Origin of the sequence: Blautia sp. HCN-20427 (assembly GCF_037890365.1) — a bacterium.
GTDB lineage: Bacteria > Bacillota > Clostridia > Lachnospirales > Lachnospiraceae > Blautia.
Genome location: NZ_JBBKBX010000004.1, coordinates 109,703 through 127,760, shown reverse-complemented (window position 1 = coordinate 127,760; position 18,058 = coordinate 109,703). Strand labels below are relative to the sequence as shown.

Annotated in this window: 19 protein-coding genes; 18 read left to right on the top strand and 1 reads right to left on the bottom strand. The window is 45.3% G+C overall.

Annotated elements, in window-relative coordinates:
• Window positions 1–20 precede the first annotated feature (20 nt).
• Together ispH and rpsA are read left to right on the top strand one after the other, a co-directional pair.
• Complete coding sequence (gene ispH / locus WKT17_RS03745) at window positions 21–872, top strand: 4-hydroxy-3-methylbut-2-enyl diphosphate reductase (RefSeq protein ID WP_173749168.1); 852 nt, start codon at window positions 21–23, stop codon at window positions 870–872.
• Window positions 853–1,938, top strand: a complete 1,086-nt coding sequence (rpsA, locus tag WKT17_RS03740) for a 30S ribosomal protein S1 (RefSeq protein WP_173749167.1) — start codon at window positions 853–855, stop codon at window positions 1,936–1,938. The genes ispH and rpsA overlap by 20 nt, the downstream gene beginning before the upstream one ends.
• 29 nt (window positions 1,939–1,967) lie before the next feature.
• On the opposite strand, the gene WKT17_RS03735 is transcribed toward rpsA, so the two are convergent.
• Entirely contained in the window at window positions 1,968–3,092 is a 1,125-nt protein-coding gene (locus WKT17_RS03735; RefSeq protein ID WP_298060126.1) for a ribonuclease H-like domain-containing protein, read from the bottom strand.
• A 107-nt stretch (window positions 3,093–3,199) separates the two neighbouring features.
• Between WKT17_RS03735 and WKT17_RS03730 the strand changes: the two genes are divergently transcribed.
• The 16 genes from WKT17_RS03730 to WKT17_RS03655 all read left to right on the top strand — a co-directional run bounded on the left by WKT17_RS03730 (window position 3,200) and on the right by WKT17_RS03655 (window position 17,975).
• Window positions 3,200–4,123, top strand: coding sequence for a putative ABC transporter permease (locus WKT17_RS03730; protein ID WP_340271849.1), 924 nt, complete (start codon window positions 3,200–3,202; stop codon window positions 4,121–4,123).
• A 56-nt stretch (window positions 4,124–4,179) separates the two neighbouring features.
• Window positions 4,180–5,502: an electron transport complex subunit RsxC gene (rsxC, locus tag WKT17_RS03725; protein WP_294578942.1), complete on the top strand. Its 1,323-nt coding sequence runs from the start codon at window positions 4,180–4,182 to the stop codon at window positions 5,500–5,502.
• A 12-nt stretch (window positions 5,503–5,514) separates the two neighbouring features.
• Window positions 5,515–6,474 (top strand): RnfABCDGE type electron transport complex subunit D, encoded by a 960-nt coding sequence (locus WKT17_RS03720; protein ID WP_173749163.1) that lies wholly within the window; start codon window positions 5,515–5,517, stop codon window positions 6,472–6,474.
• Window positions 6,471–7,082 carry an RnfABCDGE type electron transport complex subunit G gene (locus WKT17_RS03715; RefSeq protein WP_173749162.1) on the top strand — a complete coding sequence of 204 codons (612 nt, stop codon included), beginning with the start codon at window positions 6,471–6,473 and terminating at the stop codon, window positions 7,080–7,082. Before WKT17_RS03720 ends, WKT17_RS03715 begins: the two co-directional genes overlap by 4 nt.
• Window position 7,083: 1 nt before the next feature.
• On the top strand, window positions 7,084–7,785 hold the full coding sequence (gene rsxE / locus WKT17_RS03710; protein WP_291683465.1) for an electron transport complex subunit RsxE: 702 nt from the start codon (window positions 7,084–7,086) through the stop codon (window positions 7,783–7,785).
• A 12-nt stretch (window positions 7,786–7,797) separates the two neighbouring features.
• Complete coding sequence (rsxA, locus tag WKT17_RS03705; protein WP_173749160.1) at window positions 7,798–8,373, top strand: electron transport complex subunit RsxA; 576 nt, start codon at window positions 7,798–7,800, stop codon at window positions 8,371–8,373.
• Window positions 8,374–8,386: 13 nt separating this feature from the next.
• Entirely contained in the window at window positions 8,387–9,175 is a 789-nt protein-coding gene (locus WKT17_RS03700) for an RnfABCDGE type electron transport complex subunit B (protein WP_173749159.1), read from the top strand.
• 151 nt (window positions 9,176–9,326) lie between these two features.
• On the top strand, window positions 9,327–9,698 hold the full coding sequence (locus WKT17_RS03695; protein WP_173749158.1) for a NusG domain II-containing protein: 372 nt from the start codon (window positions 9,327–9,329) through the stop codon (window positions 9,696–9,698).
• A gap of 58 nt (window positions 9,699–9,756) precedes the next feature.
• Complete coding sequence (locus tag WKT17_RS03690) at window positions 9,757–10,221, top strand: Gx transporter family protein (RefSeq protein ID WP_294541728.1); 465 nt, start codon at window positions 9,757–9,759, stop codon at window positions 10,219–10,221.
• Window positions 10,218–10,829 (top strand): Holliday junction branch migration protein RuvA, encoded by a 612-nt coding sequence (ruvA, locus tag WKT17_RS03685; RefSeq protein WP_173749156.1) that lies wholly within the window; start codon window positions 10,218–10,220, stop codon window positions 10,827–10,829. The genes WKT17_RS03690 and ruvA overlap by 4 nt, the downstream gene beginning before the upstream one ends.
• A gap of 15 nt (window positions 10,830–10,844) precedes the next feature.
• Complete coding sequence (gene ruvB / locus WKT17_RS03680; RefSeq protein ID WP_173749155.1) at window positions 10,845–11,834, top strand: Holliday junction branch migration DNA helicase RuvB; 990 nt, start codon at window positions 10,845–10,847, stop codon at window positions 11,832–11,834.
• 66 nt (window positions 11,835–11,900) lie between these two features.
• On the top strand, window positions 11,901–12,311 hold the full coding sequence (locus tag WKT17_RS03675) for a cell division protein ZapA (protein WP_173749154.1): 411 nt from the start codon (window positions 11,901–11,903) through the stop codon (window positions 12,309–12,311).
• Window positions 12,312–12,379: 68 nt separating this feature from the next.
• A complete protein-coding gene (locus WKT17_RS03670; RefSeq protein WP_294541732.1) occupies window positions 12,380–14,605 on the top strand; it encodes a U32 family peptidase in 2,226 nt (741 codons plus the stop codon).
• Window positions 14,606–14,613: 8 nt separating this feature from the next.
• A complete protein-coding gene (locus WKT17_RS03665) occupies window positions 14,614–15,942 on the top strand; it encodes an FtsW/RodA/SpoVE family cell cycle protein (protein WP_173749152.1) in 1,329 nt (442 codons plus the stop codon).
• Between the two features lie 97 nt (window positions 15,943–16,039).
• The gene (locus tag WKT17_RS03660; protein ID WP_294541793.1) at window positions 16,040–17,377 is read left to right on the top strand and encodes a peptidoglycan D,D-transpeptidase FtsI family protein; all 1,338 of its coding nucleotides are present in this window, start codon (window positions 16,040–16,042) and stop codon (window positions 17,375–17,377) included.
• A gap of 145 nt (window positions 17,378–17,522) precedes the next feature.
• Complete coding sequence (locus tag WKT17_RS03655) at window positions 17,523–17,975, top strand: NUDIX hydrolase (protein ID WP_173749150.1); 453 nt, start codon at window positions 17,523–17,525, stop codon at window positions 17,973–17,975.
• Window positions 17,976–18,058 lie beyond the last annotated feature (83 nt).

Genomic DNA, 18,058 nt, shown 5'->3' with positions numbered 1-18,058 from the left:
AGAAAGCGGGGGAGAGGCATATGGAAGTAAAAGTTGCAAAAACCGCGGGCTTTTGCTTTGGCGTAAAGCGGGCAGTGGAAAAAGCCTATGAAGTGGCAGAACAGACCGCCGGCGGGGTTTATACTTATGGACCCATTATTCACAACGAAGAAGTGGTGTCGGATTTGGAGAAAAAAGGCGTCCGGGTTTTAGAGTCCGAAGAAGAACTGAGAAATCTGCAGGATGGCACAGTGATTATCCGGTCTCATGGTGTGCCGAAATATATTTATGACCTTTTGAAGGAAAAGCAGATAGCCTGTGTGGACGTTACCTGTCCCTTTGTTCTGAAAATTCATCGGATTGTGGCCGAAGAAAGCCTGAAAGGCCGCCACATCGTCATTGTAGGCAATGCGGACCATCCGGAAGTGGTGGGAATTAAGGGCTGGTGTGAAGGTCCCTGCACGGTGATTAAGACAAAGGAAGAGGCAAAAAAATTCCTGGAAGAAGGCCATGAAAAGGTGTGTATTGTATCCCAGACGACATTTAATTACAATAATTTTCAAGAAATAGTTGAAATTTTGGGCGAAAAGCGTTATGATAGGCTTGTTATAAATACGATTTGTAATGCAACACAAGACAGACAGTCTGAAGCAGAAGAAATCGCTAAGCAAGTAGATACCATGATTGTCGTGGGAGGCAGACATAGCTCCAATACTCAGAAGCTATATGAAATTTGTAAAAGCGAATGTGAAAATACTTATTATATACAGACACTTGCTGACTTGGATTCTGATAGTTTCCGATCCGTTCAATGTGTAGGTATTACAGCAGGGGCATCAACCCCAAATAAAATAATTGAGGAGGTTTCAAAACATGTCAGAATTAAGTTTTGAACAAATGCTGGATGAAACATTTAAAACAATTAGGAATGGAGAGGTAGTCGAAGGTACAGTTATCGATGTGAAAGAAGACCAGATTATTCTGAACATTGATTATAAAGCTGACGGTATCATTACCAGAAGTGAATATTCTAATGACCAGAACTTAGACCTTAGAACTGTTGCTCAGCCAGGTGACACTATGGAAGCAAAAGTCCTGAAGTTAAACGACGGAGACGGACAGGTTCTCTTAACATACAAGAGACTGGCTGCTGATAAAGGCAACAAGAGACTCGAAGAAGCATTTGAAAATAAAGAAGTGCTGACAGCAAAAGTAAACCAGGTATTAGACGGCGGTTTAAGCGTACTTGTAGAAGAAGCAAGAGTATTCATTCCTGCAAGTCTGGTGTCCGACACTTACGAAAAAGACCTGACAAAATATCAGGATCAGGAAATTGAATTTGTTATCACAGAGTTCAATCCAAAAAGACGCCGTGTTATCGGTGACAGAAAACAGCTTCTGGTAGCTAAGAAAGAAGAACTGAAGAAAGAACTTTTCGAGAAAATCCATGCAGGAGATGTTGTAGAAGGAACTATCAAAAACGTTACAGACTTTGGTGCATTTATTGACCTTGGCGGCGCTGACGGTCTTCTTCACATTTCTGAAATGTCATGGGGAAGAGTAGAAAACCCGAAAAAAGTATTCAAAGCAGGGGATAAGATTACTGTCCTGATTAAAGAAATCAACGGGGATAAGATTGCGTTAAGCCTGAAATTTGAAGACCAGAATCCATGGTTGCATGCAGCTGAAAAATATGCTGTAGGAAATGTTGTAGAAGGCAAAATTGCCCGCATGACAGATTTTGGTGCATTTATTGAATTAGAGCCAGGTGTAGACGCTCTGCTTCATGTTTCTCAGATTTCCAGAGCACATGTAGAAAAACCATCTGATGTATTAAAAGTAGGTCAGGTTGTTTCTGCAAAAGTTGTTGATTTCAACGAAGAAGAAAAGAAAATCAGCCTCAGCATGAAAGTTCTTGAGCCAGCTCAGGACGAAGCAGAAGAGACAGTAGAAGAATAATAAAAAATCTTTTTTATTAAAAACAGCCCTCACTTTTTAGTGATGGCTGTTTTTAAAATTCCATGGACATAAGAGAGAAGGGTTTCCTGGGAAGTGTTTTCAAAGGGCCAGAGTGCATATTTTTCTTTGGCATGATAGTCCTCCTGGAGAAGAGGAAGGTTTGGAGAGCCGGGAGCATAGACAAAGCAGCCGGATACTTTTTTGCAGCAGTTGTGAGCTTTTGCTTTTTGCCGTCGGCTTTTGTCCAGATAAAGAGCTATGCTTTTGTGTACCGCCTCATCTTCATAGGGAAGATAATAATAGTTTTGATAATCTGGGTAGAAATATTTCAGGGTGCCTTGGTAGAGAGGCATTTTTATTTTGGCTGTAGTATTTAATACAGTAATGTAACAAAAAGGCAAAGCTGCAGAAAGAGCAGCGCACACCGAATGTTTCATGGAAAGAGTAAACAGAAGTTTCCGAAGGGGAGTTCCTTCCGGGCTGTTTTCTGTGAGCTCTTCGGCTTTTTCTATGGTATATTCCCGGTTTAAAAGCTGGCGCAGCCCGCCCAGGGGAAGGAGGGCTGCCATACCTTTGAGGTCATCGCTGTTGTGTAGCAGAAGAAGTTTCTGGCTCTGTGTATCAGGAGATTTTACATAGTTTTGATAAATTTTTATCATTTCTTTGCCGGATAACAGGTCTTCTCTGGGATAAGAAACCAGATTTTCAAAATCTTTTTGTCTGTGGCCGGGCATTTGACGGAAAAAACAGGGCATGCGGAGGAGCTCCCGGTATAAATCTATCTGAGGCATATCAGAGAAAGTCTGGGGAATTTGCAAAGCTTTGCAGCGGTTGGCCAGATAGGGGACATCAAAGGAAGCGCCGTTAAAGTGTACCAGATATTTTTTAGAGGAAGCTATGCGGCAGAATTCCTTTAAAAGCAGGCTTTCTGATGTATCATCGCTGTGCTCTGACAGAAACTGGCAGAGTTCAAAGTCCTGGGCGTCTTCTCTTTGGAAGAGAAGCCCTATGAGAAAAACACGGCTGTTTTTCGGACTCAGTCCTGTAGTTTCAATGTCGAAAAACAGGAAATCCGAAGGATTGGAATCGGGTGAAAAAAATCCGGATTTCAGTTCTGGTGATAATGTATAGATAATTTGTTTATTTGTTATCATTTTAACAAAATCCTTTCAAATTGTTCTTGAAATAGTACGAAAAATCACTAAAAAATTCTAGTGATTTTCGTAAAAAAATGTTATATTATATAACGAAGGAGAAAAGCATGGATATTACAATAGCAGGGATATCTCTATATTATATCATAAGTTGGTTTTTTATCTACAGTTTTTTAGGCTGGGTATGGGAATCCGCATATGTATCTGTGAAAAAAGGAAAACCCGTAAACAGAGGATTTATCAATGGCCCACTGTGTACTATTTATGGCGCAGGTGCAGTCAGTGTATATCTGATTTTAAAGCCTTTTGACGGGAATCTGCTGATTCTCTATGCAGGCGGGGTTGTAACGGCCACACTTCTGGAACTGGTAACCGGCTGGCTGATGGAGAAAATTTTCCATACCAGATGGTGGGATTACAGTAAACAGAAGTTTAATTTTCATGGGTACATTTGTGTCGGGGCTTCCCTGGGCTGGGGTGTATTTACCGTTTTACTGTTCCAGGTACTTCACCCGTTTGTGTCCTGGCTGACTGGATTGTATCCGCAGTCTGTGGGAAAAATTGTACTTTTGATTGTGACTCTTTTGTATCTTGTGGACTTTATTTCATCGGCAGCCGCAGCTTTTGGTCTGAGCAAGGCCTTTGCCAAAGCGGAGGATATGCTGGAGGATCTTACTGTGTATTTGCAGGGTACCAGGGTCTATGAGACGAAAGAGGAGATTCGGGAGAAGCTGGAATCTGTCAGAAATTACCGGCGGTTACAGGATTCTCTGGAAGGGCTGTCCGGCAGAAAGCAGGAAATTCTGGAACGCTTTGAAAGTCTGGTACAGGACAGACGCCTCTTGGATGCAGAGAGTTATATGGAGAAAAAACGGGAATTGGAACAGCGTCTGGACGAATATGTAAAAAAATATACCGATATCCGCAAAAAACAGAGCCGTATCAGGAAACGTATGGTCTGCGCGTATCCTGAACTGAAAAGTCAGTTTAGAACTTACAGAGAAAAGCATCAGAAAAAAAAGACAGACTAATAGCAGGAGTATAATCAGAAACATCTGATTATCGATAGATAAAGGAGGGACAAATTATGGCGTTTTTAACCTTTAGGGGTGGCGTTCACCCTTACGATGGAAAAGAACTGTCCAAAGAAAAGCCTGTCCGGGAATTTTTGCCCGGGAAAGAACTGGTATATCCGCTTTCACAGCATATTGGTGCTCCGGCACAGCCTGTTGTGAAAAAAGGGGATTACGTTCTGGCGGGCCAGAAAATTGCAGAAATGGGAGGCTTCGTTTCTGCGCCTGTTCACGCATCTGTGTCAGGAACTGTGAAAGAAATAAAGAAAGTCAGAAATAATGTAGGCGCTATGGTAGATGCCATTGTCATTGAAAATGATGAAAAGTATGAAACCGCAGAGTTTCAGCCGGCGCAGTCTCTGGAAAGTCTCACAAAAGAGGAAATTATAGCCAGAATCAAAGAGGGCGGCGTAGTAGGTATGGGAGGAGCAGGTTTCCCTACCCATGTAAAGCTTTCTCCAAAAGAACCGGATAAGATTGAATATGTACTGGTAAACGGTGCAGAGTGTGAACCTTATCTGACTTCTGATTACCGCCGTATGCTGGAACAGCCGGAGTGGATTATCAATGGTTTGAAATGTATTCTCAAGCTTTTTGACAATGCCAAAGGCTATATTTGTATTGAAGACAACAAGCCGGATTGTATTGCAAAAATCAGCGAGCTGGTGAAAGATGAGCCGAGAATTGAGGTCAGCACCTTAAAGACCAAATATCCTCAGGGCGCAGAGCGCTGTCTCATTGCGGCAGTCAGCGGCAGGGAAATCAATTCTTCCATGCTTCCAGCAGACGCGGGCTGCGTAGTAGACAATGTGGATACCGTATGTGCGGTATACCGGGCTGTTATGAAAGGCGAACCGGTTATGGACCGTATTGTTACCATTACAGGAGATGCCGTAGCAGAGCCCTGTAATTTAAAGGCACGCACAGGTATGTCTTTTGCGGAGCTTCTGGAAGCGGCAGGCGGTTTGAAGCAGCCTGCGGAAAAAATGATTTCCGGCGGTCCTATGATGGGATTTGCTATGTTTGATTATCATGTGCCGGTAGTAAAGACTTCTTCTGCGCTGCTGTGCATGACAAAAGATGAGGTTTCTGCCCAGGAACCTGCCGCATGTATCAACTGCGGCAGATGTGTCACGGCCTGTCCGGCCAGACTGGTACCCTCCAGACTGGCAACGTATTCGGAGAACGGCCGGGAAGAGATGTTTGTAAAATATCATGGTATGGAATGTGTGGAATGTGGCTGCTGCAGTTTTGTCTGTCCGGCAAAACGCCCGCTGACCCAGTCTATGCGTTCTATGAGAAAAATGGTTCTGGCTAACCGCAGAAAACCGAAATAGGAGGAGAAAATCATGAGTGACTTATTACACGTCTCATCTTCCCCTCATGTAAGGTCGAAGGTGGATACCGGCAGCATTATGCTTACGGTACTTCTGGCATTGATGCCTGCAGCGCTGGTGGGCGTTTATAATTTCGGACCCCACGCGCTTTTGCTGATTCTGATTTCCATTGCTGTGTGCGTGGCAACAGAAGCAATCTATGAAAAAATCGTACATAAGAAACTGACAATCAAGGACTATAGCGCAGCCGTTACCGGACTTTTGCTGGCACTGAATCTGCCACCGAAGGCTCCCTGGTGGATTCCCGTTATCGGCGGTGTGTTTGCTATTCTTATTGTAAAACAGCTGTTTGGCGGTCTGGGACAGAATTTTATGAACCCTGCTCTGGCAGCCAGATGTTTCCTTTTGATTTCCTTTACAGGAAGAATGACAGATTTTACTGTGCCGGATAATGCATGGGGAAACATTGTGGATACCGTATCCGGCGCTACACCTCTTGCTGCCTTAAAAGCAGGAGAAAGCGTAGACTGGGTGAGCCTGTTCTTTGGTAATATACAGGGAACCATTGGGGAGACTTCTGCGCTTGCCATTTTAATCGGTGCAGCAATTCTTCTGGCAAGAGGTATCATTGATTTGCGGATTCCGCTGACTTATATTGGCACCTTCGCTGTATTTGTGCTGCTGTTCGGCGGCCATGGTCTGGATTTGAACTATCTGCTGTGCCACTTATTCGGCGGCGGTCTGATGTTGGGCGCCTGGTTTATGGCAACGGATTATGTGACAACTCCGATTACAAAGAAGGGACAGCTGGTATATGGCGTGTGTCTTGGTATTTTTACCGGACTTTTCCGTATTTTCGGCGGTTCTGCAGAAGGAGTTTCCTATGCTATTATTTTCTGCAACCTGTTGGTGCCGCTGATTGAACGTTTTACAATGCCGGCAGCCTTCGGAATGGGAGGTAAAAAAGCATGAAAAAGAATACAATTATAAAAGATACCCTGATACTGACCCTGATTACTCTGGTAGCGGGCGGTCTTTTGGGTATGGTATATGAGGTGACAAAAGAGCCCATTGCCCAGCAGGCTGAAAAGGAAAAGCAGGAGGCTTACAAGGCCGTGTTTGAAGACGCGGATTCCTTTGAGGTATGCGTGGAGGCAGACGATGCAGACCTGGCTGCTTATCTGACAGAAAACGGTTTTGAGGCACAGACGGTCAATGAAGTGATGGAGGCCAAGGATGCGTCCGGAGAAACCATTGGCTATGCGCTGAATATGACAACTTCGGAAGGCTATGGCGGTGACATCAGTTTTTCCATGGGTGTAACACTGGACGGTACCTTAAACGGAATTTCCATTCTGGATATTAACGAGACTGCAGGTCTTGGTATGAACGCCACAAAAGATGAGTTTAAGGGACAGTTTGCCGGCAAGCAGGTGGATGCTTTTGAGGTGACAAAATCAGGCGCAGCGTCTGACAATGAAATCAATGCCATCAGCGGCGCTACCATTACGTCGAAAGCCATAACAGGCGGCGTCAATGCAGGGCTTTGTGCCTTTGAATATGTGAAGGAGGGAAAATAAGATGAAAGCAAATTCACCTGGTGAACGTCTTTATAATGGTATCATCAAAGAAAACCCGACTTTTGTTCTGGTGCTGGGTATGTGTCCGACACTGGCCGTTACCACAGCAGCTATCAACGGTATCGGTATGGGGCTGACGACTACGGTGGTTCTGGCTCTGTCCAACTTGTTTATTTCACTCCTTAGAAATGTGATTCCCGACAAGGTGCGTATGCCGGCTTATATCGTCATTGTTGCGTCCTTCGTAACCATGGTACAGCTTCTGCTGCAGGGCTTTATTCCGGCGCTTTATGATGCTCTGGGAATTTATATTCCTCTGATTGTAGTAAACTGTATTATTCTGGGAAGAGCGGAATCCTATGCTTCTAAAAACGGTCCGGTATCCTCTATCTTCGACGGTATCGGTATGGGACTGGGATTTACCCTTTCCATTACCATTCTGGCAGCATTTCGTGAGCTTATCGGTGCGGGAACCGTATTCGGATTTCAGGTAATGCCTTCTGCGTACGAACCGGCTACCATTTTCATTCTGGCGCCGGGTGCCTTTTTCGTACTGGCCTTTCTGGCGGCTATCCGTGCAAAACTGCAGGATAAAAAGCCGAAGGAAGAACAGAAACCGGTACACTGCATGGAAGGCGGCTGTGCTTCCTGTGGAAATGAAGGCTGCAGCGGAAAATTTTATGACAATACGGTGAAAAAGTAAGGGGGACAGAACATGAAAGAATTACTTATTATAGCAGTAGGAGCAGCCGTGGTAAACAATGTTGTTCTGAGCCAGTTCCTCGGACTTTGTCCTTTCTTCGGTGTTTCTAAGAAGATTGAGACAGCAGCAGGCATGGGCGGCGCAGTTATTTTCGTTATCACCCTGTCTTCACTGGTAACCAGTTTGATTTATCAGTTTCTTCTGACTCCGCTGAATATGGAGTATATGCAGACCATAGTATTTATTTTGGTTATTGCAGCTCTGGTACAGTTTGTGGAAATGTTTTTGAAGAAGTCCATGCCGGCTCTGTATGAGAGTCTGGGTGTGTACCTTCCTCTGATTACTACCAACTGTGCAGTACTGGGTGTTGCGGTTATCAATGTGCAGAAATCTTACAATGTACTGCAGGGAACGGTTAACGGATTTGCCACAGCTCTTGGTTTTACCATTTCCATTGTGCTGATGGCAGGTCTTCGTGAAAAAATGGAATACAACGATGTACCGAAATATTTTCAGGGATTTCCTATGGTACTTTTGACGGCAGGCTTAATGGCCATTGCGTTTTTCGGTTTTTCAGGAATTATTTAAGGAGGCATAGACTATGATAACAGGTATTATCATTGCGGCAGTCCTGGTAGGCGGCGTAGGTCTCTTTATTGGACTTTTCCTGGGAGTTGCCGGAAAGAAATTTGAAGTGGAAGTAAATGAAAAAGAAATTCAGGTCAGAGAAGAGCTGCCGGGCAATAACTGCGGCGGCTGTGGATATCCGGGCTGTGATGGTCTGGCTGCAGCCATTGCAAAAGGTGAGGCGCCTGTAAATGCCTGTCCGGTAGGCGGTTCTGCCGCAGCAGCAAAGATTGCGGCTATTATGGGTCAGGAAGCGGGAGAAGCTGTCCGTATGACTGCGTTTGTAAAGTGCGCAGGGGACTGCGAAAAAGCAGGACAGAGTTATGATTATACAGGAGTGCAGGATTGTAAAATGGCTGCGCTCATGCAGAACGGCGGTTCCAAAACCTGTTCTTATGGCTGTCTGGGCTATGGCTCTTGTGTGAAGGCCTGCGGATTTGACGCTATTCATATTATCAATGGAATTGCTGTAGTAGATAAAGAGAAATGTAAGGCCTGCGGCAAATGCGTGGCCGAGTGTCCGAAGAAACTCATTGAGCTGATTCCTTACAAACAGAAGCAGGCGGTGTCCTGTAATTCCAAGGATAAGGGAAAAGCAGTGATGAGCGCCTGTCAGGTGGGCTGTATCGGCTGTAAGAAATGTGAGAAGGAATGTCCGAAAAATGCCATTACCGTGGTGGATAATGTGGCGCATATTGATTCTGAGAAATGCGTCAACTGTGGTATCTGCAAGAAGACGTGTCCGAGAAAGATTATTTTGTAAAAATATGAAATGTGCAACCCCCTTTCAAGTTTCAACTTGTGGAACCTTGAAAGGGGGTTGTGTTGTGATGCGAGCATTTCACGAACACACATTTGCATTTTCGGCTTTCCTGTGATAAGATAAAACCCAGAAAACGAAACAGGAGATGTTTATGAAGAAAAAAGATATATTTCTGGTAGGAGGAATTTTAATCCTTGCCCTTCTTTGCTGGTTGGTGCCAAAGGGACTGCGTCTGGTTGACGGGAACAAAGAAACAGAACTTAAAATTACTGTTGCCGGAGAGGTTTATGGAACTTATTCCTTGGAAAAAAACCAGGTCATAAAGATTCAGGATACGAATGTGTGTGAAATAAAAGATGGAAAAGTAAAGATGACAGAGGCAAGTTGTCCGGACCATGTGTGTATCCGGCAGGGAACGATTGACGCACCGGGAGAGACCGTGGTGTGCCTGCCTAATAAAGTGGTGCTGGAGATTGTGTCCAAGGACGGGGAAGAAGACGGCCTGGACGCAGTGGTGAAATAAAAGCAAAGGAGAAATCATTATTTATACAAGAACAGGAAAAATCGCATGGCTGGGGCTTATGGCGGCTCTGGCAATTATTTTGGGATATGTGGAAATGCTTCTGCCTGTATTTTTCGTAGTTCCCGGTATGAAACTGGGGCTGGCGAACCTAGTAACCGTGTTTGTGCTGTACAGGTATCGGGCAAAAGAAGCGGCAGTTATATCCCTTATCCGCATTGTAGTGATTGGTTTTCTCTTTGCCAATCTGTTTTCTATTCTGTACAGTCTGGCAGGAGCGGCTTTGAGTCTTTTGTGTATGACCGCAGCCAGGCGGTTTTCGGGGCTGTCTATAGTGGGAGTCAGCATTTTAGGCGGTGTGACCCACAATCTGGGGCAGCTTATAGTGGCGGCTCTTGTGGTAGAAAACGGCAATGTATTTTACTACTTTCCGGCGCTTTTGATTTCCGGTCTGGTAACCGGGGCGCTTATCGGGATTGTGACAGGAGAAATTTTAAAGAGAACGACAGGAAGGAAATCAATATGATAGCATATATAAAAGGTGTTGTGGCAGAAATTTGGGAGGACAGAATTATTTTGGAGTCCCAGAACATGGGGTACAATATTTTTATGCCTATGGCCAGTGTGGATACTGCGCTGCACACGGGGGAAGAGGCAAAGATATACACCTATCTCAATGTCCGGGAAGATGCCATGCAGCTTTTCGGATTTCTCACAAAAGACGATTTGAATACTTTTAAGCTGCTTTTGAGTGTTAATGGTATTGGACCTAAGGCGGCTCTTGGGGTTTTATCCGGACTTTCAGCAGACGAACTGCGGTTTGCAGTTCTGGCTGATGATGTAAAAACCATCTCGAAAGCGCCGGGTATTGGAAAGAAGACAGCCCAGAAGCTGATTTTGGAATTAAAGGATAAGCTGGATTTGCAGGAGGCTTTCCAGCTAAAGACTCAGCATGTGCAGGAAACAGGCAGCGATACGGCGGACCTGTCCGGTATGCGGAAAGAAGCGGTAGAGGCGTTGACTGCCCTGGGATATTCCGGCGCAGATGCCCTGCGGGCTGTGAAAAAAGTGGAACTTACAGCAGATATGAACGTAGAGGCGCTTTTAAAGGCAGCTTTGAAAAATATGTTCTAAGAGGCGGAGAATGTCATGGAAAAGAGAATTATTACTACCGACGTCATGGAAGAGGATTTGCGGACAGAAGGCAATCTGCGTCCGCAGTTTCTTTCTGACTATATCGGTCAGGAGAAAGCAAAGAGCAATCTGAAAATCTATATTGAAGCGGCCAAGCAAAGAGGTGATGCCCTGGACCATGTGCTTTTCTACGGTCCTCCGGGTCTTGGAAAAACCACTCTTGCGGGAATTATTGCCAATGAGATGGGCGTACATATGAAAGTTACCAGTGGTCCGGCGATTGAAAAACCGGGAGAGATGGCAGCTATTCTCAACAATCTGCAGGAAAATGACGTGTTGTTTGTAGATGAAATCCATCGTCTGAACCGGCAGGTGGAAGAAGTTCTGTATCCTGCTATGGAGGATTATGCCATTGATATTATGATAGGAAAAGGGGCAACGGCCCGCTCTATCCGTCTGGATTTGCCGAAGTTTACCCTGGTAGGAGCCACCACCAGAGCGGGGCTTCTGACTGCGCCTTTAAGAGACCGTTTTGGTGTGGTACATCATCTGGAATTTTATACGGAAGAGGAATTGCAGACCATTATCCTTCACTCAGCAAAGGTGCTGGGGGTAGAGACTGACCGGGACGGGGCTTTGGAAATGGCCAAGCGTTCCAGAGGTACGCCCCGTCTGGCAAACCGGCTTTTAAAGAGAGTACGGGATTTTGCACAGGTAAAATACAACGGGAAAATTACAAAAGAAGTGGCGGATTTTGCCCTGGATTTGCTGGAAGTGGACAAGTATGGTCTGGACCAGACCGACCGACTGCTTCTGACTACGATTATTGAGCGGTTTTCCGGCGGCCCGGTAGGTCTGGATACGCTGGCTGCAGCCGTGGGAGAGGATGCGGGAACCATTGAGGATGTATATGAACCATACCTGATTAAAAACGGGTTTTTACTGCGTACTCCAAGGGGAAGAGCTGTAACAGAGCTGACCTATCATCATCTGGGAATAAAATAATGGTTGTTTTTCCCGAAAATTCGATTATAATAGACATAGGAATGTAGAAAAGGCAGGAGGAACCAGATGGCAGTGAAGAATACAACCCAGGTGCTGATTGGCGGTAAAATCATCACATTGAGTGGTTATGAAAGTGAAGAATACCTGCAGAAGGTTGCAAATTATATGAACAGCAAGATGACAGAACTGGGACAGATTCCGGGATACAACCGGCAGGCTCAGGAGACCAGACATACGCTTTTAAGCCTGAATATTGCCGATGACTATTTTAAGGCAAAACGGCAGGCTGAAATGTTCGAGGAAGAACTGGAAGCCAAGGACCGGGAAATGTACGATTTGAAACATGATTTGATTAACGGTCAGGTGGAGTTGGAGCGCGCTCAGAAGGAAACCCAGGAAAGTACTCTGCAGATAAGGTCTTTAGAGGCGAAGATTGCAGAGCTGGAGCAGGAATTGGACGAGCTTTTAAAGGAATAAAAGAAGGAAAGATGGAAGGGGTGGGCATTTTTGTTTCGCCCCTTTGTATTTTACAGGAAAGGAATTATATGAGAGCAGAATTATTAGCGCCGGCAGGTTCTTTTGAGGGACTGCAGGCTGTGGTTAAGGCAGGGGCAGACGCAGTATATATTGGCGGAAGCATGTTTGGCGCCAGGGCCTATGCCAAAAATCCCCGGAAGGAGGAAATGCTGGAAGCCATTGATTATGCCCACATACATGGGAAACAGATATATCTGACGGTAAATACACTTTTAAAAAATCAGGAACTATATCGGCAGTTATACGAGTTTCTGGCGCCTTATTATGAGCAGGGCGTGGACGCAGTGATTGTACAGGATTTGGGTGTGCTGTCCTTTTTGAAAAAGGAATTTCCGGAGCTTGCCATTCACGCCAGCACCCAGATGGCCATTACAGGACCAAAAAGCGCCGGGCTTTTAAAGGAAGCAGGTGCGTCCAGAATTGTGACGGCAAGAGAACTTTCTCTGGAAGAAATCCACCGGATTTATCAGGAAACAGGGGTGGAGATAGAGAGTTTTGTCCATGGGGCTCTTTGCTATTGCTACTCCGGCATGTGTCTTTTCAGCAGTATGCTGGGGGGAAGAAGCGGCAATCGGGGACGGTGCGCCCAGCCCTGCCGTCTGCCATACACAGCATTGGAAAAGGGAAAAGCCGTAAGCAGTACAGAGCCGTCCTATCTGCTTAGCCCCAAGGATATGTGCACAGTGGACATTCTGCCGGAAATTCTGCAGGCAGGAGTTTACTCTCTGAAAATCGAGGGAAGAATGAAGAAACCGGAGTATGCAGCCGGAGTGACCGCCATATATAGGAAATATCTGGATTTGTACCTGCGTACAGGACAGGCTTATGAGGTGGAAAAGGCGGACCGGCAGGAGCTTTTGGATTTGTATCAGAGAGACGGTTTTCACAAGGGCTATTATTATATGCACAATGGCCCGGAAATGATGGCCACGGTCAATGAAAAGGAGCAGAGCCGGAAGCAGGGGACGGTTGGAAAGCGAAATGAGGCGCTTTTTGCCAGACTGAAAAAGCAATATTTAGACACAAAAAAACAAGAAAAAATTAATGGAAATTTAATCCTGTTTGCCGATACACCTGCTATACTGGATTTAGACTTTCAGGACATCCATGTGCAGGTACAGGGAGACCTGGTAGAAAGAGCCCAGAAAAGACCCCTTCTGGCAGAACGTGTAAGGCAGCAGATGGAGAAGACGGGACAGACGCCCTTTGTCTTTGATTCTCTGGAAATTCTCACAGATGAGGCAGGCTTTCTCCCTATGCAGAGTCTTAATGAACTGCGGCGGCGGGGACTGGAAGAACTGCAGCAGCAGTATCTGGCCGGGTATCGAAGAACGCTTCGAAAGCCGGAAACAGAACAGAAACCGTCTTTGGCAAAAGAGAAAAGGGCGCAGGCAGAAGCGGTGAAATTCTATGTGTCTGTAGAAAAGAGAGAACAGTGGGAGACTGCTTTAAAGCAGAGGGAGGTCACTGGAATTTTTTGCAGCATGTCCATGTTTAAACGAAAGGAATTTCTAAAAGAGGTGCTTTGGGCTGCAGAGGAAACCCACAGGGCGGGCAAAGAATTTTATCTGGCGCTGCCTTATATGCTGCGAGAGGGAAGAATGGACGGCATGGAGCGGGAAATAACCCAAATCGCAGAAAAGACCGAGGGATTTCTGGTGAGAAATCTGGAAGAACTGGGATATCTGAAAAAATTGGGGCTGCTCTTTAAAGCAGTCACAGACTATTCCGTGTACAGTTTTAATGACCTTGCGGAAGAATTTCTGGAAAATCTGCAGGTGAAGAGAACCACGGTTCCGCTGGAATTAAATAGCAGTGAAATCCGGCACAGACGTCATGAAAACAGCGAGATGATTGTATACGGCTTTTATCCCATGATGGTTTCTGCCCAGTGCGTGAAAAAGACCTGCGGCTGCTGCGACCATAAGTCAGGGGAACTACAGATAAAAGACCGGTATGGTCAGCAGTTTACGACAAAATGCTTCTGCGATTTCTGTTATAATGTGATTTACAACAGTGTGCCCACCGGGCTTTTGGAGGAGGCAGAACAGATAAGAGACATGGGATTTTTGGCGCTGCGGATGAATTTCACATCCGAAGGGCCGGAAAGGATGAAAGAATTGTTAAATGCATTTGCGGCGGCTTATCTGGCAGAGGAAAACAAAGGGAAAAAGAAAGACGCGTTTCAAATATCCGGTGTTACGAAAGGACATTTTAAACGTGGAGTGGAGTAGGTGAAAAAGTGCTTAATATCATTATTGAACTTTCAAAATACCTCATACTGATACTGATTGCACTCTATACCTTAGAGAGCTTTACAGTTTTTAAGTATGAGGACGATTACGACAAACGGTATATTTTAAGAAAACAGCTTTTGCTGATTGTATTTATGGATTTTACGGCTTTTCTGGTAATCTTTCTGAAGGAAGAAAAGCTGGAAATAGTGTATCTGTTCGGTGCGCTGTTGTTGTATCTGGTGGTTGTGCAGGGGCTGTACCGGCTATGTTATAAGAAGGCGTCCATCCTTCTTCTAAATCATATGTGTATGCTTTTGTCCATTGGTTTTATTATGCTGGCAAGGCTGTCTCCGGATTCGGCTAAGCGGCAGTTCATCATTGTGGCAGCGGCTACGGTCATTGCCATGATTGTGCCGATTCTCATTAAAAAAATGTATTTTCTGAAGATGTGGACATGGTTTTATGCAGCCGCGGGATTGGGGCTTTTGCTGGTGGTACTGATTTTTGGGGCCAATGTCAACGGGGCAAAAATCAACATCAACCTGGGTTCTTTCGTTTTTCAGCCTTCAGAATTTGTAAAGATTATTTTTGTGTTTTTTGTGGCCAGCAGGCTGTATAAGAAAAGTGCGCAGTTTAAAGATCATGTGATTACTACCATTGTGGCGGCGGTACATGTACTGGTGCTGGTGCTATCCAGGGATTTGGGAAGCGCCGTGGTATTTTTCATCACTTATGTGGTGATGCTGTATGTGGCGACTAAAAAGCCTGTATATCTTGTGGCCGGCCTGGGAAGCGGCGCTCTGGCGGCTATAGTTGCCTATTTTCTCTTTTCTCATGTGCAGCAGAGGGTTATAGCCTGGAAAGCGCCCTTTTCTGTGTATGAGAGTTCTGGCTACCAGATTGTTCAAGGTCTGTTTGCCATTGGGGCAGGAGGCTGGTTTGGCATGGGGCTTTGCCAGGGTTCCCCGGAAATGATTCCTTTTGTGAAACAGGACTACATGTTTGCAGCTATCTGCGAGGAGCTGGGCGGCCTGTTTGCCATATGTATGATTCTCATTTGCATGAGTATGTTCCTTTTGGTAGTGAACATTTCTCTGCGCATTAAAAAACGTTTCTATAAACTCATTGCCCTGGGGCTTGGGACAGAATACGCCTTTCAGGTTTTTCTTACCATTGGAGGTGTCAGCAAGTTTATTCCCATGACGGGAATTACCCTTCCCCTGGTCAGCTACGGAGGAAGTTCTGCACTGAGTACCATTATTATGCTGGCCATTATTCAGGGCTTGTATATTTTAAGAGAAGACGAGGACGAGGAACTTGAAAAGCAAAAATAAAAATAAAAAAAGAAAAAAAGCAAAACGGGCCCGGAACAGGGAGTATACCATTATCAGTTATTTTTTTGTAGTGATTTTTCTCTCCCTGATTGGCTATATGGTCTATTTTAATGTGGCAAAGCGGGAGGCGGTTATCAGCAGCCCTTATAATACCCGCCAGAATCAGATGGAAGAGCGGATTTTAAGAGGAAGTATTCTTTCCGCAGACGGACAGGTACTGGCCAGAACAGAGACAGATGAAGCGGGAAACGAGACGAGAGTTTATCCGTATGGAAATATGTTTGCCCATGTGGTGGGATATGACAGTCATGGGAAGAATGGTGTGGAGGCTTTGGCTAACTATTCTCTTATGACTTCACACAGTGACTATATTGATCAGGTGAAAAATGAGATTCTGGAAAACAAGAATCCGGGGGACAATGTGGTGACTACACTGAATACCAAGCTGCAGGAAAGGGCTTACAATGCCCTGGGCGGATATAATGGTGCAGTTGTGGTTATGGATCCTAAAACAGGGGCGGTGCTGGCCTCTGTGAGCAAACCGGACTTTAATCCCAACACTTTAAGCGCAGACTGGGACTATCTGGTCAGCGATTCCAGCAACAGCAGTCTTTTGAACCGGGCTACGCAGGGTGCATATCCGCCGGGCTCCATTTTTAAGGTAGTAGATGCATTGGCATATATGCGGAAAAACGGAACCATTGACAATTTCTCCTATAACTGCACAGGCAGTATTACAGTGGATAACCATACCATTCCCTGCTTTGGCGGGGAAGTGCATGGCAGTGAAGATTTCACAACTGCTTTTGCAGAATCCTGCAATACGGCTTTTACCCAGATAGGATTGGATTTGGGAGGCAGCAATCTGCAGAAGACGGCGGAAGATTTGCTGTTTAATAAGAAATTGCCCATTCCCATTGATTATACCAAGAGCAAATTCGACCTGGGCAGTACACCGGGCAATCCGCTTTTGATGCAGACTTCCATCGGACAGGGGAATACCCTGGTATCTCCTATGCATATGGCGCTGATTACCAGTGCAATAGCTAATGATGGAAAACTGATGCAGCCGTATTACATTGACCGGGTGGAAACAATTAACGGCACAAAGGTAAAAAGTACAAAGCCAACGGTTTATAAGGAACTGATGACAGCAAGCGAAGCAGCTACTCTGACAAACCTTATGGCAGAGGTGGTGAACCGGGGAACCGGAACTCAGCTTTCCGGGGAGAGTTATTCTGCGGCAGGAAAGACAGGTTCTGCGGAATACTACGGTGCAGACGGAAGCATTAAGACTCACTCCTGGTTTATTGGATTTTCCAATGTGGAAGACCCGGATTTGGTGGTGGCTGTCATTGCAGAAGGCGCAGGAACCGGAAGCTCGGTAGCAGTTCCGGTGGCTCATGAAATTTTTAATGCCTTCTATTATGGCTAAAAACAGGGAAAACTTAACAAAGTCCACAAATTTTACCGCTATAGTTTGTTAAATTTATTGCACTTGTCCGAAAAAAGAGGTATACTACCAATAAAGAAACACAACGCAGGCACCGTAGGTGCTTTAAGCAGGAGGATTGTGCAAAATGATTGAAGCAACAAGCTGTGGCGGGGTGGTAATATATCGAGGAAAAATACTGACCTTGTACAAGTCCTACAAGCATAAATACGAAGGCTGGGTACTGCCCAAGGGAACCGTAGAGGAGGGCGAAGACTATAAGGATACGGCGCTGAGGGAAGTCAGGGAAGAAGCCGGAGTAAATGCCAATATTATTAAATATGTAGGAAAAAGTCAGTATAGTTTTTGCATACCGGAGGATACTGTAGAAAAGGATGTCTACTGGTATCTGATGTCTGCCGGAAGCTATTACAGCAGGCCTCAGAGGGAAGAGTATTTTGTGGACTCCGGTTTTTACAAATTCCATGAAGCTTACCATCTTTTACGTTTTTCAAATGAAAAGCAGATATTGGAAAAGGCTTATAGTGAATACCTGGATTTGAAAAAAGCAAATCTGTGGGGAAATCGGAAGTATTTCTAATCAGGGCTGTCCCATGAGCGGCACATTCGGGAGTGCATGCTTCGTGCGGCAGCCTTTTTGGCAAAGGTGCAAAAGGAGGAAGA

What these genes read in the sequence shown, in the direction of transcription:
- ispH (WP_173749168.1), top strand. Translation starts at nt 21, where the DNA reads ATGGAAGTAAAAGTTGCAAAAACCGCGGGCTTTTGCTTTGGCGTAAAG.
- rpsA (WP_173749167.1), top strand. Translation starts at nt 853, where the DNA reads ATGTCAGAATTAAGTTTTGAACAAATGCTGGATGAAACATTTAAAACA.
- WKT17_RS03735 (WP_298060126.1), bottom strand. Translation starts at nt 3,092, where the DNA reads ATGATAACAAATAAACAAATTATCTATACATTATCACCAGAACTGAAA.
- WKT17_RS03730 (WP_340271849.1), top strand. Translation starts at nt 3,200, where the DNA reads ATGGATATTACAATAGCAGGGATATCTCTATATTATATCATAAGTTGG.
- rsxC (WP_294578942.1), top strand. Translation starts at nt 4,180, where the DNA reads ATGGCGTTTTTAACCTTTAGGGGTGGCGTTCACCCTTACGATGGAAAA.
- WKT17_RS03720 (WP_173749163.1), top strand. Translation starts at nt 5,515, where the DNA reads ATGAGTGACTTATTACACGTCTCATCTTCCCCTCATGTAAGGTCGAAG.
- WKT17_RS03715 (WP_173749162.1), top strand. Translation starts at nt 6,471, where the DNA reads ATGAAAAAGAATACAATTATAAAAGATACCCTGATACTGACCCTGATT.
- rsxE (WP_291683465.1), top strand. Translation starts at nt 7,084, where the DNA reads ATGAAAGCAAATTCACCTGGTGAACGTCTTTATAATGGTATCATCAAA.
- rsxA (WP_173749160.1), top strand. Translation starts at nt 7,798, where the DNA reads ATGAAAGAATTACTTATTATAGCAGTAGGAGCAGCCGTGGTAAACAAT.
- WKT17_RS03700 (WP_173749159.1), top strand. Translation starts at nt 8,387, where the DNA reads ATGATAACAGGTATTATCATTGCGGCAGTCCTGGTAGGCGGCGTAGGT.
- WKT17_RS03695 (WP_173749158.1), top strand. Translation starts at nt 9,327, where the DNA reads ATGAAGAAAAAAGATATATTTCTGGTAGGAGGAATTTTAATCCTTGCC.
- WKT17_RS03690 (WP_294541728.1), top strand. Translation starts at nt 9,757, where the DNA reads ATGGCGGCTCTGGCAATTATTTTGGGATATGTGGAAATGCTTCTGCCT.
- ruvA (WP_173749156.1), top strand. Translation starts at nt 10,218, where the DNA reads ATGATAGCATATATAAAAGGTGTTGTGGCAGAAATTTGGGAGGACAGA.
- ruvB (WP_173749155.1), top strand. Translation starts at nt 10,845, where the DNA reads ATGGAAAAGAGAATTATTACTACCGACGTCATGGAAGAGGATTTGCGG.
- WKT17_RS03675 (WP_173749154.1), top strand. Translation starts at nt 11,901, where the DNA reads ATGGCAGTGAAGAATACAACCCAGGTGCTGATTGGCGGTAAAATCATC.
- WKT17_RS03670 (WP_294541732.1), top strand. Translation starts at nt 12,380, where the DNA reads ATGAGAGCAGAATTATTAGCGCCGGCAGGTTCTTTTGAGGGACTGCAG.
- WKT17_RS03660 (WP_294541793.1), top strand. Translation starts at nt 16,040, where the DNA reads ATGGTCTATTTTAATGTGGCAAAGCGGGAGGCGGTTATCAGCAGCCCT.
- WKT17_RS03655 (WP_173749150.1), top strand. Translation starts at nt 17,523, where the DNA reads ATGATTGAAGCAACAAGCTGTGGCGGGGTGGTAATATATCGAGGAAAA.